This window comes from Flavobacterium sp. ALJ2, assembly GCF_015594725.1.
GTDB lineage: Bacteria > Bacteroidota > Bacteroidia > Flavobacteriales > Flavobacteriaceae > Flavobacterium.
In genome coordinates this window covers 12266-27830 of the sequence record NZ_JADNRC010000014.1, presented here as the reverse complement: position 1 = coordinate 27830, position 15565 = coordinate 12266, and the positions used below count along the sequence as shown (strand labels likewise).

General features: G+C 33.7%; 10 protein-coding genes and 2 tRNA genes. 10 read left to right on the top strand and 2 right to left on the bottom strand.

What is annotated here, in order from left to right; genetic code table 11:
- Window positions 1-179: 179 nt before the first annotated feature.
- Together IUY40_RS15340 and IUY40_RS15335 are read left to right on the top strand one after the other, a co-directional pair.
- Window positions 180-250 (top strand) — tRNA-Gln (locus tag IUY40_RS15340).
- A gap of 109 nt (window positions 251-359) precedes the next feature.
- A tRNA-Gln gene (locus IUY40_RS15335) sits at window positions 360-430 on the top strand.
- Between the two features lie 105 nt (window positions 431-535).
- Here the strand turns inward: IUY40_RS15335 and IUY40_RS15330 are convergent.
- Window positions 536-1360: a universal stress protein gene (locus IUY40_RS15330; RefSeq protein ID WP_195737740.1), complete on the bottom strand. Its 825-nt coding sequence runs from the start codon at window positions 1358-1360 to the stop codon at window positions 536-538.
- Between the two features lie 176 nt (window positions 1361-1536).
- Between IUY40_RS15330 and rimP the strand changes: the two genes are divergently transcribed.
- The 3 genes from rimP to infB are packed head-to-tail and all read left to right on the top strand — an operon-like array spanning window position 1537 to window position 6186.
- Window positions 1537-2001, top strand: coding sequence for a ribosome assembly cofactor RimP (gene rimP / locus IUY40_RS15325; RefSeq protein WP_195737739.1), 465 nt, complete (start codon window positions 1537-1539; stop codon window positions 1999-2001).
- A 13-nt stretch (window positions 2002-2014) separates the two neighbouring features.
- Window positions 2015-3262, top strand: a complete 1248-nt coding sequence (gene nusA / locus IUY40_RS15320; protein WP_129540812.1) for a transcription termination factor NusA — start codon at window positions 2015-2017, stop codon at window positions 3260-3262.
- 47 nt (window positions 3263-3309) lie between these two features.
- Complete coding sequence (gene infB, locus IUY40_RS15315; protein WP_195737738.1) at window positions 3310-6186, top strand: translation initiation factor IF-2; 2877 nt, start codon at window positions 3310-3312, stop codon at window positions 6184-6186.
- Between the two features lie 1817 nt (window positions 6187-8003).
- On the opposite strand, the gene IUY40_RS15310 is transcribed toward infB, so the two are convergent.
- Window positions 8004-8393: an SPOR domain-containing protein gene (locus IUY40_RS15310; protein WP_195737737.1), complete on the bottom strand. Its 390-nt coding sequence runs from the start codon at window positions 8391-8393 to the stop codon at window positions 8004-8006.
- Between the two features lie 220 nt (window positions 8394-8613).
- Between IUY40_RS15310 and IUY40_RS15305 the strand changes: the two genes are divergently transcribed.
- Genes IUY40_RS15305 through IUY40_RS15285 form a run of 5 tightly spaced genes read left to right on the top strand, consistent with a single transcriptional unit; the run spans window position 8614 to window position 15538 of the window.
- A complete protein-coding gene (locus IUY40_RS15305) occupies window positions 8614-9939 on the top strand; it encodes a c-type cytochrome (protein ID WP_195737736.1) in 1326 nt (441 codons plus the stop codon).
- Window positions 9940-9971: 32 nt separating this feature from the next.
- Window positions 9972-13028, top strand: a complete 3057-nt coding sequence (locus tag IUY40_RS15300) for a TAT-variant-translocated molybdopterin oxidoreductase (RefSeq protein ID WP_195737735.1) — start codon at window positions 9972-9974, stop codon at window positions 13026-13028.
- Between the two features lie 38 nt (window positions 13029-13066).
- Complete coding sequence (nrfD, locus tag IUY40_RS15295) at window positions 13067-14467, top strand: NrfD/PsrC family molybdoenzyme membrane anchor subunit (RefSeq protein WP_195737734.1); 1401 nt, start codon at window positions 13067-13069, stop codon at window positions 14465-14467.
- Entirely contained in the window at window positions 14460-14984 is a 525-nt protein-coding gene (locus IUY40_RS15290) for a DUF3341 domain-containing protein (RefSeq protein ID WP_195737733.1), read from the top strand. Before nrfD ends, IUY40_RS15290 begins: the two co-directional genes overlap by 8 nt.
- 8 nt (window positions 14985-14992) lie before the next feature.
- Window positions 14993-15538, top strand: a complete 546-nt coding sequence (locus IUY40_RS15285; RefSeq protein WP_195737732.1) for a cytochrome c — start codon at window positions 14993-14995, stop codon at window positions 15536-15538.
- The last annotated feature ends 27 nt before the right edge of the window (window positions 15539-15565 follow it).

Sequence of the window (15565 nt, the reverse complement as noted above, 5' to 3'; positions counted from 1 at the left end):
CAGCATTAACAAATTTTTCTATAAAAGTAATTGGTTAGGGTAATTTGTTGTGTATGAATTGGTTTCGTATTGTCGTTGAGTTTGTTTGGAGAAAAAAGCATTTTTTTTTAAAATTTTTACTCAAAATGCTTGTACAAACTAAAAAAAGCTTTAAATTTGCACTCGCTTAACGGCACTGCTGGTCTATGGTGTAATGGTAACACAACTGTTTTTGGTGCAGTCTTTCAAGGTTCGAGTCCTTGTAGACCAACATAAAAGCCTCTCAATTTGAGAGGCTTTTTTTATGCAATAAAGTTATGCTTAAAAAATTTGTTTAAATCAAATAAAGTTATAAATTTGCACTCGCTTAACAGCACTGCTGGTCTATGGTGTAATGGTAACACAACTGTTTTTGGTGCAGTCTTTCAAGGTTCGAGTCCTTGTAGACCAACATAAAAGCCTCTCAAATGAGAGGCTTTTTTTATGCAATAAATTTAGAGTTTTTTATCGCTTTTTTTGTGAATCATTTTTTAGTATAATCGTTATTATCATGTGCTTATATTTTAAAAGTTATTATTGGTTTTACAGCGTGATTTACTATGTCTTCGCTAATGCTTCCGTTAAAAAAGTGAGAAAATCCAGTTCTTCCATGTGTACACATACCTATTAAATCTGCATTAATACTATTAGAAAAATTAATAATTCCATTTTCAATATTGGTATCGTTGTAAATATGAGTTGAATAATTATTGAGATTAAAAGGAGCGATGAAATCAGTCATTATTTTTTTGGCGACATGAGTCGGTTTAAAACTATTTGGAGTGCAAATCATGACTAAATGCAATTTAGAATCAAACATTTTTGCAAATTCTATCAGTTTTTTAAAAGGTTTTTCGATTTCTTTTGAAAAATCTGAAGCGAAAACAAAATTTGTAGTTTTAAATCCATTCATAGGTTTTTTTATTACTAAAACAGGAATTTCAGAATGGCGAACTACTTTTTCTGTGTTCGATCCTATGATTAATTCTTCAAGTCCAGAAGTGCCATGTGACCCCATTATAATTAGATCAATTTCATGCTCATTACTTACTTTTGCAATTCCTTCTGCCGGTTTGTCGAGTTTTGTCATCTCGATTATTGTAAGTCCATCTAGATAGGCTCTCTCGGTGATTTTAGTAAGCATTTCGTTTGCTTTTTTTATAAAAAGCATGGTCTCTGGGATGCTAATTCCGCCAGTAATGGCATCGCTCATTTGGCTAGGTAATTCTAATATGTGTAGTATGATTATTTCAGCGTTATTCTTTTTTGCGATTTGGGCTGCGACTTTTAATGCGTCTTCTGCATGTTCGGAAAAATCGGTGGGAACTAATATACGTTTCATAATTTTTAGGTGTTAAATTACATGAAAAATCGGTTATTTTGGTGCTTATATAAAGATAAGAAATATTTTTAGAGCAATCAATTTATTTTGATTTGTAAAAAAACACTATATTTGCACCGTTATTTATTAAAACCTAAATAATGAGGGGACTAAATGTCCCCTCTTTTTATAAAAGTATGACATTTAAAGAAAAAGTAAACGTATTAATAGCTGAGGGTCTCGTAGAAAAACCATCAATTTTTTTAATAGACTTAACCATTACTGATGCTTTCAAGATAATTGTATCTTTGGATGGAGATAATGGTGTGCTCTTGCAAGACTGTATTGATGTTAGTCGCGCTATCGAGAATAATTTGGACAGAGAAGAACAAGATTTTTCTTTGGAAGTTGCTTCGGTAGGAGTTGGATCTCCATTAAAAATGGTTAGACAATACAAGAAAAACATTGGTAGAACATTGATAGTAAGTACTAATGGAGAAAAAATTGAGGCTGAATTGGTTGATGCTAATGAAGATTTCATAATTTTGTCTTGGGAAGCAAGGGAACCTAAGAAATTAGGAAAAGGAAAAGAAACAGTTCAAAAAGAGCAGCAAATACCTTATACAGAAATTAAAGAGGCAATTGTTACAGTAACATTTTAATTAAAGAATTCGCATGGAAAATTTAGCATTAATCGATTCATTCTCAGAGTTTAAAGATGATAAACTTATTGATCGTGTAACGCTTATGGCAATCTTAGAAGATGTATTTAGAAATGCATTGAAGAAAAAATACGGTTCAGATGATAATTTTGACATCATCATAAATCCTGATAAGGGAGATATGGAGATTTGGAGAAGGAGAGTAATCGTTGCTGACGAAGATCTTGATTTTGAAAATGAGGAGATTACTTTGACAGAAGCAAGAAGAATTGAAGCGGATTTTGAAATTGGAGAAGAAGTTTCTGAAGAAGTAAAATTAATCGATTTAGGTAGAAGAGCTATTTTAGCTTTACGCCAAAATTTGATTTCTAAAATACATGAACACGATAATACAAATCTTTATAAGCAATTTAAAGATATTATTGGGGATATTTATACAGCCGAAGTGCACCATGTTCGTCCAAGAGTTGTAATTTTGGTGGATGATGAAGGAAATGAAATTGTATTGCCAAAAGAAAAACAAATTCCATCAGACTTTTTCCGTAAAGGAGATAACGTTCGAGGAATTATTGAAAGCGTTGAATTAAAAGGGAATAAACCACAAATTATTATGTCTAGAACTTCAGAGAAGTTTTTAGAGAAATTATTTGAACAAGAAATTCCAGAAGTATTCGACGGATTAATTACAGTTAAAAATGTAGTTAGAATACCAGGAGAGAAAGCAAAAGTAGCGGTAGATTCTTATGATGATAGAATTGATCCTGTTGGAGCTTGTGTTGGTATGAAAGGTTCTCGTATTCATGGAATTGTACGTGAGTTAGGAAATGAAAATATAGATGTTATTAATTACACGAGTAACATTCAATTATATATTACAAGGGCTTTAAGTCCTGCAAAAGTTTCTTCAATTAAAATTAATGAAGAAACTAAAAGAGCCGAAGTTTTCTTGAAATTAGAGGAAGTTTCTAAAGCTATCGGTAGAGGTGGTCATAACATTAAACTAGCAGGCCAATTAACAGGCTATGAGCTTGATGTTATTAGAGAAGGAGATGTAGCAAGCGGTGAAGACGATGATGTCGAATTAACAGAGTTCTCTGATGAAATCGAAGGATGGGTTATCGAAGAGTTTGCTAAAATAGGATTGGATACTGCAAAGAGTATTTTAAAACAAGAAGTAGAAGATTTAGTAAGACGTACAGATTTAGAAGAGGAAACAATTCTAGATGTAATCCGTATACTAAAAGAAGAGTTTGATAGTTAAGCTATCTTTCTCGCAACACAACGAATAGGTAATAATAAAAAGGTTTTATGTCTGAAGAGAGAGTAATAAGAATAAACAAGGTTTTAAGGGAATTAAATATTTCATTAGAAAGAGCTGTGGATTATCTAAAAGATAAGGGAATTGCTATTGACGCAAATCCAAACGCAAAAATTTCTAATCACGAATTTAATATCCTACAAAGCCAATTTGCGGGCGATAAGGGAAATAAGGAGGCTTCTAAAGAAGTTGGTGAGGAAAAAAGAAAAGAGAAAGAAGCATTGCGTGTAGAACGCGAAAAAGAAATCGAAGACAAACGCAAACAAGACGAAGAGCGCCAAAAACAACAAGAGGTTATAAAAGCGAGAGCTGTTGTAACAGCTCCTGTTCAAGTAGGTAAAATAAATCTAAATCCAAAAAAACCTGCAATTATTCGAAACACTCCTTCAGTAGCAGAGCCAGAAAAAGTTGAAACACCTAAGGAAGTTGTAAAAGAAGAAAAACCTGCTCAAAAAGAGGTAGTTCAATCTGTACAACCACCAGTTGCTGTTACTGATAAAAAAGAAGAGAAACTTGTTGTAGAGAAAAAAGAAGTTAAGCCAGTAGTAGAGGTTTCTGCAGAAAAAGTGCCTGTTGTAAAAACAGAACCTGCAGTAGTAACGCCTCCTGTTGAAGAATCTATAACGACACAATATCAAAAATTATCTGGAACTACACTTACAGGTCAAACAATTGATTTATCTCAATTTAATAAACCTAAAAAGAAAAAAGAAGATCCAAAGATAACTCCTAATAAACCAGGAGCTCCAGGAGCAGCTGCAAATAACGCTAACAAAAATAAGCGTAAAAGAATTGCTCCTAAACCAGGTGCGCCTAGACCGGCTGTGCCACCAGGAACCCCAAATCCTAATAAAATTACTCCTAATACAGGAGGAGCTGGAGGAGGATTTAACGCTAACAGAAGTTCAAGACCTGGTTTTGTAAAAGGAAATCGTCCTGCAATTGTAGCTAAGGTTGAGCCTACTGAAGAGGAAGTGAAAAACCAAATTAGAGAGACGCTTGAAAAACTACAAGGTAAAGGTGGTAAATCAAAAGCTGCCAAATACCGTAGAGATAAAAGAGATACGCACCGTCAGAAATCTGATGAAGAACAAAGAGCTCTAGACGAAGGAAGTAAAACTATTAAGGTTACTGAGTTTGTTACTGTGGGTGAAATTGCTATCATGATGGATGTGCCAATTACTAAAGTTATCGGTACTTGTATGTCACTTGGAATCATGGTTACCATGAACCAGCGTCTTGATGCAGAAACATTAACTATTGTAGCCGATGAGTTTGGTTATGAAGTTGAGTTTATTACTGTAGATATCGAAGAGGCTATTGAAGTAGTTGAAGATAGAGAAGAAGACTTAGTAGTTAGAGCGCCAATTGTAACGGTAATGGGTCACGTCGATCATGGTAAAACATCTTTACTGGATTATATCCGTAAAGAGAATGTTATTGCTGGAGAGTCTGGAGGTATTACACAGCACATTGGAGCATACGGAGTAACATTAGATAATGGTCAAAAAATTGCATTTTTAGATACACCAGGTCACGAGGCGTTTACAGCGATGCGTGCACGTGGAGCTCAAGTTACGGATGTTGCTATTATTGTAATTGCATCGGATGATGATATCATGCCACAAACAAAAGAGGCAATTAGCCATGCGCAAGCAGCTGGAGTGCCAATTATATTTGCAATCAATAAGGTTGATAAGCCAAATGCTAACCCTGAGAAAATAAAAGAAAAATTAGCAAGTATGAATTTACTTGTTGAGGATTGGGGAGGAAAAATTCAATCACATGATATTTCTGCAAAAACGGGATTAGGAGTTAAAGAGTTGTTGGAAAAAGTATTGTTAGAGGCTGAGATTTTAGATTTAAAATCAAACCCAAATAAGCAAGCGCAAGGAACTGTCGTTGAAGCTTTCTTAGATAAAGGAAAAGGATATGTTTCGACTATCTTAGTTCAACACGGAACACTTAAAATTGGAGATTATATGTTGGCTGGAAAACATCATGGTAAAATTAAAGCCATGCATGATGAAAGGGGACATACTATTCTAGAAGCAGGTCCGTCAACTCCAGTGTCTGTTTTAGGTTTGGATGGTGCAGCAACTGCAGGAGATAAGTTTAATGTATTCGCAGATGAAAAAGAAGCGAAACAAATTGCTTCAAAACGTTCTCAATTAATGCGTGAACAATCAGTACGTACACAAAGACATATTACGTTAGATGAAATTGGACGTCGTATTGCTCTTGGTCAATTTAAAGAATTGAACGTGATTCTTAAAGGAGATGTGGATGGTTCTGTAGAAGCATTATCTGATTCGTTCTCTAAATTGTCTACTGAAGAAATTCAAATTAATATTATCCATAAAGGGGTTGGAGCGATTACAGAAACAGACGTTATGTTAGCTTCTGCATCAGATGCGATTATTATCGGATTTAATGTTCGTCCAGCAGGTAATGCAAGACAGTTAGCAGATAAAGAAGAAATTGATATCCGTTACTATTCTATTATTTATGCAGCTATCGATGATTTGAAAGATGCAATGGAAGGAATGTTAGCTCCAGAGATGAAAGAAGAAATTCTTGGTACTGCAGAAATTAGAGAGATATTCAAAATTTCTAAAGTTGGATCTATTGCAGGATGTATGGTAATGGATGGTAAAATAGCAAGAAACGCTAAAATTAGAGTTATCAGAGATGGTGTTGTTGTGTTTGCTGGAGAGTTATTAGCATTAAAACGTTTCAAAGACGATGTTAAAGAGGTTAGTAAAGGATACGATTGTGGTATTCAAATTAAAAACTTTAATGATATCGAAGAGCGTGATGTAATAGAAGCTTACCACGAAGTAGCAATCAAAAAGAAATTGAAATAAGAATTTATAGAATTCAAATTAAAAATCCCGACTTGTCGGGATTTTTTTTGTTTGCTACTGAAATTTTTTTTAGAATAAAGAGGTGGTGGATAGAGATGTTTTTTTTAAATAACTCTTATAACGCATGGTCAATTTAGAGGTCTTTTTTTGCTGTATTACTGCGTGAGGTAATTAACTGAGTAATGATTTGTTAATGTTGTTTGTTTTAATTTATCAGTACTGATTTTGCTATTAAGGGGGGGCATATAAGTATTTAGTGTGATTCTTTTGTTTTATGTTGAAAGTGATATTGTTGGAATTATGGTTGCAGTCAATTCTGTATATGTTTTTTTAAGTTAATTCTTTGTGCTGTGTTGAATATGTGTTTTAATTTTGTTTGGTATGTGATGAGTAATTGTGTAAAATGAGCTTGTATTCTTGTAGAATAAGGAGTTGATTTCTCAATTGAAGTGGTGTATGTGATTTTTAAATTTGATGTCTTTTTATGATGTGTTAATTAATATAGGTTAAAATTTATATTGTAAGCCTAAGACTAATTCCAGTGCTATTTATTATCGTTGAACATATTCAAAAAACGTTGCAGTATCTCAATTTTATTTTGGCCTCTTGATTCTGTTTGGGTTTTGTTTCTAAGTTAGAATTGTTCTTTAGTAATTGTTGGGTGTTTTTCTGGAAGCTTTGAGAGCATTCATTTTTCTTTATAAAAAGATGTAATCGCCTATTGTATTTTGTATAATTAATTCTTTGTAGGTCTTATTTGTAAAGCTGATCTAGTGAATTGGCTTAATTTTAGTTTGTATTTTTGAGAATATTATGGGCTATAGAATGGATAGATTGATGTATAAATTTGTTTTGTATGGGAGTTTTTCGATACTCTCTTTTGTATTTCTGACGTTTTGTTTCACTAGGGATAATTTAAATGATAAGTTTCTGTTTCGGTTAGCAATCTGTTCTCCGTTTTAAGGTTATTATGATTGTTTTTGAGTCGTATTAATATTGATGAGTAAAAAGGGGATATTTTTTCGATTAATTAATATACTATTATTACCTTTTTTAGAAAGTTTTTGGTTTTTGTATTGGTTGTGAAATATGTAAAAAGAAGTGGAATTGTATTTGTTTTGTTTGATGTTATGAGTTGTATATAGCTTCATTTTTTGTGAGCCACGAGGTTTTTCGGTATTTAAATTAACAAGCAATGCTTGCTTAAATGCAGTAATTTTTTTTTTTTTGTTGTACTTTTTTTGATTGTATTCTCGTTACTTTTTTAAAATTTTGAGCATTAGGAAATGTTTATTCTCTTAACTATTTTGATTTTGTCAAAGATAAAATGATGCTTTATTCAGGATTTAAGATGTATAATATGCAGTTTTGATGTAGAACTTAATTTTTTTATGACTTTTCAGATTATTATATGTCTAGGGTTTGGAGTCAATAATGTGTTGTTTTCAATAAATGTATAAAGAAAGCGTGGGGACTTTTTTTATGGACATAATCGTTATCAGATTAAAAATAATTAATGCGAAATTAGGTTCTGTTATGTGTTTTTTTGGTTTGTTAATTGGCTATTTTGTTTTTGTAATAAATTATTAAAACTAACTGTTTATTTTTCTATAGTTTGATGCTGGGATGAGTTCTGTTTTTTTTTAAAACGTCTATGTTTTGTGATAATGTTCTATAAAGCATCCAGATTTAAATTTTTAATTCGGAAATAAAACTGCGTGAATATATTTTTTTAAGAGTTTTTTATAAATGAAAAAGCCATCCGATATGTCAGATGGCTTTTGTTTATAATTGTATATTTTTTTTAAAATATATTTTTATTTACTTGGTTTGATGAGGAATACATTTTTGTATCTCCTTTTTATTTCTACTAAGTTTTTCTCGGCTTCAATTCTACTTTTGAAATTACCAACCATAACTTTGTAATTTGGAGTGTTAAAAATTATGGTGGCATCTATGTCTTTGAACTCTTGCTTAAAGTCAATCAGAGTTTTTTTAGCTTCGTCACTCTTACCACTAAAAATCTGGATTTTGTAACTGTCATTAACGCTAATTGACGCGTTAATTTTCCGTTTTTCGTTTAATAGTTGTTCGAATTTCGGGTCTTGATTTACTGTAATGTTTTGATCTTGCGCATTAATGTTACATACTGAAATTAGTAGTAATAATGTGTAAAGTGCTTTTTTTCTAGGAGTTAAAATTCTCATAATGTGATGGTTTTTGTGCAAAAATAGTATTTAATATATAAACGGATATTAGAAAAGTTATTTAGAATTGGTATAAATTGGTATCGAAGGCTGTTTTAAGGTTTTGAGAATAGTTCTTAAATTGTATTTTTGTGCAAGTTTTAAAAGAAGGTATTATATTTTGTGTAATTTTTATACAGAAAAAACCGTACCAAATTTTAGTAGATAATCATTATATAATATGGAAAAGGTGGGTAACCATAATTCGATCTCAAGGAAATTATTTTTAAGCTTAGGGCTAACGTTAATTTTCTCGCTAAGTTCATTTGCACAAGATGCTGCTGCTCCAGCAGCGCCTGAAGCTGCTCCAGTAGCAACTCAGGGAGGTGATCCGGTAAAGGGTAAAGAACTTTTTAATGCAAATTGTGCTGCATGTCATAAATTAGATGGGAAATCGACAGGTCCTGAATTAAGAGGCGTGTCGGGAAAACATGATAAAGCTTGGCTTTACAAGTGGATTCATAATAGTTCTGACCTAATCAAGTCAGGTGATGCTGTAGCTGTAAAGCTTTTTGCAGATCACAACAAGGCGGTCATGACTTCATTTCCTCAATTATCAACGGGAGATATAGATGATATTATCGCATATACTTCTGAGCCTAAAGCTGTGGCTCCAGCTCCAACAGGTAATGCTGCTGTGCCAGGAACAGGAGGAGAAAGTGGTGCTATCTCTAATAATATTATCCTAGGAGCGCTTGCTCTTGTGATGGGTATGTTAGTAGTGATGCTTTACTTGGTGAATAACGTATTGAGAAAAGTTGCTAAAGCAAATGGAATCGACGTTACTCCAAAAGAACCTAGAGTTTCTTTATGGAAAGCATTCGCTAGAAATCAATTTTTGGTTTTGGTAGCCTCAATATTCTTATTATTAGCAAGTGGGTATTTTGTTTATGCTTATTTAATGCAAATAGGTGTGGATCAAAATTATGAGCCAATTCAGCCGATACATTATTCTCACAAAATTCACGCAGGAGACAATGAAATCAATTGTAAATATTGTCACTCAGCTTCTCGTGTAAGTAAAACTGCAGGTATTCCATCTTTAAATGTTTGTATGAACTGTCATAAAAACATTTCAGAGGTTGCTGAAACTACTGCTACTCCAGAGTACAGTAAAGCTTTCTATGATGAGCAAATACAAAAATTATACAATGCTGTCGGTTGGGATAAAACAACTCAAACGTATACAGGGAAAACGCAACCAGTAAAATGGGTACGTATTCATAACTTACCTGATTTTGTGTATTTTAATCACTCGCAACACGTTACTGTTGCTGGTATCGAATGTCAAACTTGTCACGGTCCAGTAGAAGAGTATGAAATCATGAAACAATATTCTAAATTAACAATGGGATGGTGTATTGATTGCCATAGAAAAACTAATGTTAAGATGGAAGGAAATGAGTATTATACTAAAATACATGAAGAACTTTCTAAGAAATATGGTGTAGAGAAATTAACTGCAGCGCAAATGGGAGGTTTAGAATGTGGTAAGTGCCACTATTAATCAAATTATTAAGATTTTAATATTTATATACAATGTCATCAAACAAAAAATACTGGAAAAGTGTTGAAGAGCTAGACGAAAATAGTTCTATTGTTGAGGCGCTTAGAAATAACGAATTTGTTGAAGAAATTCCTACTGATGAATTTTTAGGAAATGCAGGAGCATTAGCTTCGTCTTCAACATCACGTCGTGACTTTTTAAAGTACGTTGGGTTTAGTACTGCGGCAGTTACGCTTGCAGCTTGCGAAGGCCCTGTTCACAAATCGATACCTTATGTACTGCAACCAGAACAAATCATACCAGGAGTAGCAGATTATTATGCGACTACTGTTTTTGATGGTTTCGATTTTGCTAATCTTTTAGTAAAAACACGTGAAGGGCGTCCTATTAAAATTGACAATAACACAATTTCAGGAGCGAAATTTTCAGCCAATGCTAGAATTCATGCGTCTATATTGTCATTATATGATAGTATGCGTTTGAAAGAACCTAAGTTGGAAGGAAAAAATGCAACTTGGTCTGCTGTTGATTTGAAAATTAAATCAAGTATTGCCGAGGCAAATACTAAAGGTGGTCAAATCGTTTTATTAACAAATACTTTAGCAAGTCCATCGACTGAAAAATTAATAGCTGAGTTTATAGCTAAAACCCCTAATGCGAAACATGTTGTTTATGATGCGATATCGTCATCATCTGCTTTGGATGCATTTGAAACGGTTTATGGTGAAAGAGCTTTAGTTAATTACGATTTCTCAAAAGCATCGCTTATCGTTTCGGTAGGAGCTGACTTTCTAGGAGATTGGCAAGGAGGAGGGTATGACTCTGGTTATGCACAAGGACGTATTCCTAGAAATGGAAAAATGTCTCGTCACTTTCAATTAGAAGCAAACATGACTTTGTCTGGTGCTGCTGCTGATAAGCGTTTGCCTATGTCAACTGCAAATCAAAAACAAGCATTAGTACATATATATAATATTGTAACTGGTTCTTCTGTAACTGTTAATTTAGACAGCCAGTTTAAGGCAGAAGTTACTAAAGCGGCTCAACAATTAAAAGCTGCTGGTTCAAAAGGGGTATTGGTATCTGGAATTCAAGATAAAAATGCTCAGTTATTAGTTTTGGCTATCAACCAAGTGTTGGCAAGTGAAGCTTTTACTACTTCAGAAACGAGACAAATAAGAAAAGGATCTGACACTAAAGTAGCTCAATTAATTAATGATATGAAAGCAGGAAGCGTTCATACTTTACTTATGAGTGGTGTTAATCCAGTTTATACATTGGCAGATAGCGAATCTTTCGTTGCTGGATTGAAAAAAGTTAATACTTCAGTTGCTTTTTCTCTAAAAGAAGATGAAACTGCTTTGCTTTCTACAATTGCTGCTCCAGTTCCTCATTACTTAGAGGCTTGGAATGATGTATCTATTACAAAAGGAACTTATGGTCTTACTCAGCCAACTATTCGCCCTATATTTGACACAAAACAATTTCAAGATGTTTTATTGTCTCTAACGGGAGATTCTGGAACTTTTTATGATTATATCAAAGCAAACGCTTCTGGGATAATTGCTGGTTCTAGTTGGAATAAAGTATTACATGATGGTATTTATGTAGGAAGTTCTACGGCGCTTTCTGCAGGTTCTGTTGATTATAGTGTAGCTGCAAATGCAGTGTCACAATCAAAAGCTTTAGGTGATTTCGAATTAGTATTGTATACTAAGACAGGAATGGGAGATGGGCAGCAAGCAAATAATCCTTGGTTACAAGAGTTTCCAGATCCAATCACAAGAGTTTCTTGGGATAATTATGTAACTGTTTCTAACGCTGATGCGAAGAAATTGAAAATGTCTAATGAAATTGTGGCTAATGGTGGTTTAAACGGAAGTTATGCTACTATTACAACAGCTGATGGAATCAAACTTGAAAATGTGCCTGTAATTGTGCAGCCTGGACAAGCAGTGGGAACTATTGGTTTAGCCTTAGGTTACGGACGTAAAGCAGCTCTAAAAGAAGAAATGATTGTAGGTTTAAATGCTTACTCTTTATATAAAGGTTTTAATGACATTCAATCTGTTAAGCTTGAAAAAGCAAAAGGAGAACATGAATTTGCTTGCGTGCAAGGTCAGAAAACTTTAATGGGAAGAGGAGATATTATTAAAGAAACCTCTCTTGAAATATTTAATACTAAAGATGCTGAATTTTGGAATCAACAACCAATGGTTTCTTTAGATCACAACGAAGTTGCAGCTACGTCTGTCGATTTGTGGGATTCATTTGATCGTTCAACAGGACATCACTTTAATCTTTCAATTGATTTAAATGCTTGTACAGGATGTGGGGCTTGTGTTATAGCTTGTCACGCTGAAAACAATGTACCAGTAGTAGGTAAGGACGAAGTAAGAAGAAGTCGTGATATGCATTGGTTGCGTATCGATAGATATTATTCTTCTGAAAGTACTTTTGCTGGAGATAACGAAAGAAAAGAAAATATAGCAGGATTGTCGAGTTCATTGTCTACATTTAACGAAATGGAAAAAGCAGGAGATAATCCACAAGTTTCTTTCCAACCAGTAATGTGTCAGCACTGTAATCATGCACCTTGTGAAACTGTTTGTCCAGTTGCGGCAACTTCACATGGACGTCAAGGACAAAACCAAATGGCTTATAACAGATGTGTTGGTACTCGTTACTGTGCTAATAACTGTCCGTATAAAGTACGTCGTTTTAACTGGTTCTTGTACAACAAAAACAGTGAATTTGATTATCACATGAATGATGATTTAGGACGTATGGTTTTAAACCCAGACGTTAACGTTCGTTCTCGTGGAGTTATGGAGAAATGTTCTATGTGTATTCAAATGACACAAGCTACAATATTAAAAGCTAAGAATGAAGGTAGATCAGTAGTTGATGGAGAATTCCAAACAGCTTGTTCTAACGCTTGTTCTTCTGGCGCAATGGTATTTGGTGATGTAAATGATAAAGAAAGTCAAGTGACTAAATTAGCCGCTGACGATAGAATGTATCATTTATTGGAGCATGTTGGAACAAAACCTAATGTGATTTATCACGTTAAAGTTAGAAATACTTAGTACAAAAAATTATTAATTAAGAAACAATATAAAGGATTATGTCGTCTCACTACGAAGCACCCATTAGAAAACCTTTAGTTATAGGTGATAAATCTTATCACGATGTAACTGTAGATGTAGCTGCACCTGTTGAAGGTAAAGCAAATAAACATTGGTGGATTGTATTTTCAATCGCATTAACAGCTTTCCTTTGGGGATTAGGCTGTATAATTTACACCGTATCTACAGGTATCGGAACATGGGGATTAAATAAAACAGTTGGTTGGGCTTGGGATATCACAAACTTTGTTTGGTGGGTAGGTATTGGTCACGCCGGAACTTTAATTTCAGCAGTATTATTACTTTTCCGTCAACGTTGGAGAATGGCGATTAACCGTTCTGCAGAAGCAATGACAATTTTCTCAGTTGTCCAAGCAGGTTTATTTCCAATTATTCACATGGGACGTCCATGGTTAGCATACTGGGTATTACCTATACCAAACCAATTTGGTTCATTATGGGTAAACTTTAACTCCCCATTACTTTGGGATGTTTTTGCAATCTCAACGTATCTTTCAGTATCATTAGTTTTCTGGTGGACTGGTTTATTACCTGATTTTGCTATGCTACGTGATAGAGCAATAACACCTTTTAATAAAAGAGTTTATTCTATCTTGAGTTTTGGATGGAGCGGTAGAGCAAAAGACTGGCAACGTTTTGAAGAAGTATCTTTAGTACTTGCAGGTTTAGCTACTCCACTTGTACTATCTGTACATACAATTGTATCTATGGACTTTGCAACATCTGTAATTCCAGGATGGCATACAACAATTTTCCCTCCTTATTTCGTTGCAGGAGCGGTTTTCTCAGGATTTGCAATGGTAAATACATTGTTGATCATTATGAGAAAAGTTTCTAATCTTGAAGCTTATATTACAATCCAACATATCGAATTAATGAATATCGTAATTATGATTACGGGATCTATCGTAGGGGTTGCTTATATAACTGAGTTATTCGTAGCTTGGTATTCAGGAGTAGAATACGAGCAATATGCATTCTTGAATAGAGCTACTGGACCTTACTGGTGGGCATATTGGTCAATGATGACTTGTAATGTTTTCTCTCCACAATTCATGTGGTTCAAAAAACTAAGAACAAGTATCATGTTCTCATTTATAATTTCGATTGTTGTAAACATCGGAATGTGGTTTGAAAGATTCGTAATTATTGTTACTTCTTTACATAGAGATTATCTTCCATCTTCTTGGACAATGTTTTCACCAACATTTGTTGATATTGGAATTTTCATCGGAACAATTGGTTTCTTCTTCGTATTGTTTTTACTTTACTCTAGAACATTCCCAGTTATTGCTCAGGCAGAGGTGAAAACTATTTTGAAAGGAACAGGAGATAATTACATAAGAGAAAGAGCAAATAAAGATTCACATCATGAGTAATAAAGTAATATACGCCATTTATAATGACGATGATATTTTGATGGATGCTGTAAAGAAAACTAGAGCTGCACATCATCATATTGAAGAAGTATTTACTCCATTTCCGGTACACGGATTGGATAAAGCAATGGGCTTAGCGCCAACAAGATTAGCAATATGTTCTTTTTTATATGGATGTGTTGGTATAACTGTAGCGACTACGATGATGAGTTATATTATGATTCATGATTGGCCTCAAGATATTGGTGGAAAACCAAGTTTCAGTTTCATTCAGAATATGCCAGCATTCGTGCCAATTATGTTTGAAATGACAGTGTTTTTCGCAGCTCACTTAATGGTAATCACTTTTTATATGAGAAGTAGATTATGGCCATTTAAAGAAGCAGAAAACCCGGATGTAAGAACAACAGATGACCATTTTTTAATGGAAGTTGCTGTTAACAATAATGAAGAAGAATTAGTTTCTTTTTTCCAAAACACGGGAGCTGTAGAAGTTAAAGTAATAGAAAAGAATTAATTGTAGCTATGAAAGGTATATATAAAATAACACTTTTAGTTGGTATAACTATTTTAGTTTCATCATGCCACAATATTTCGGCACCAAACTATCAGTACTTCCCTAATATGTATGAGTCTTTAGCATATGAACCATATGCAGAAGCTAGTGTATTTAAAGGAGGAAAGGAAGCTCAACTTCCTGCCAACGGAACTATAAATAGAGGTTTTGAACCTTATGAATATGAGAATTCTACCGCAGGTTATGAATTGGCAAAAGCTAATTTAAAATCGCCTTTAGATTCTTTAGATAGAAAATCTGAAAAAGGAAAAGAACTTTATGAGATCTATTGTATGAGTTGTCATGGTGCAACTGGAAATGGAAAAGGTAAATTGGTAGAAAGAGAAAAATTTCTTGGAGTTCCTAGTTATAAGGATAGAGAAATCACTGAGGGAAGTATTTTTCATGTTGAGACTTATGGGTTAAATGCAATGGGTTCTCATGCAAATCAATTAAATACTCACGAACGTTGGTTAGTTGCTGACTATGTTCTAAAACTAAAAAGCCAATTATAATAATTGTTGAACAAACTGATCGTATTA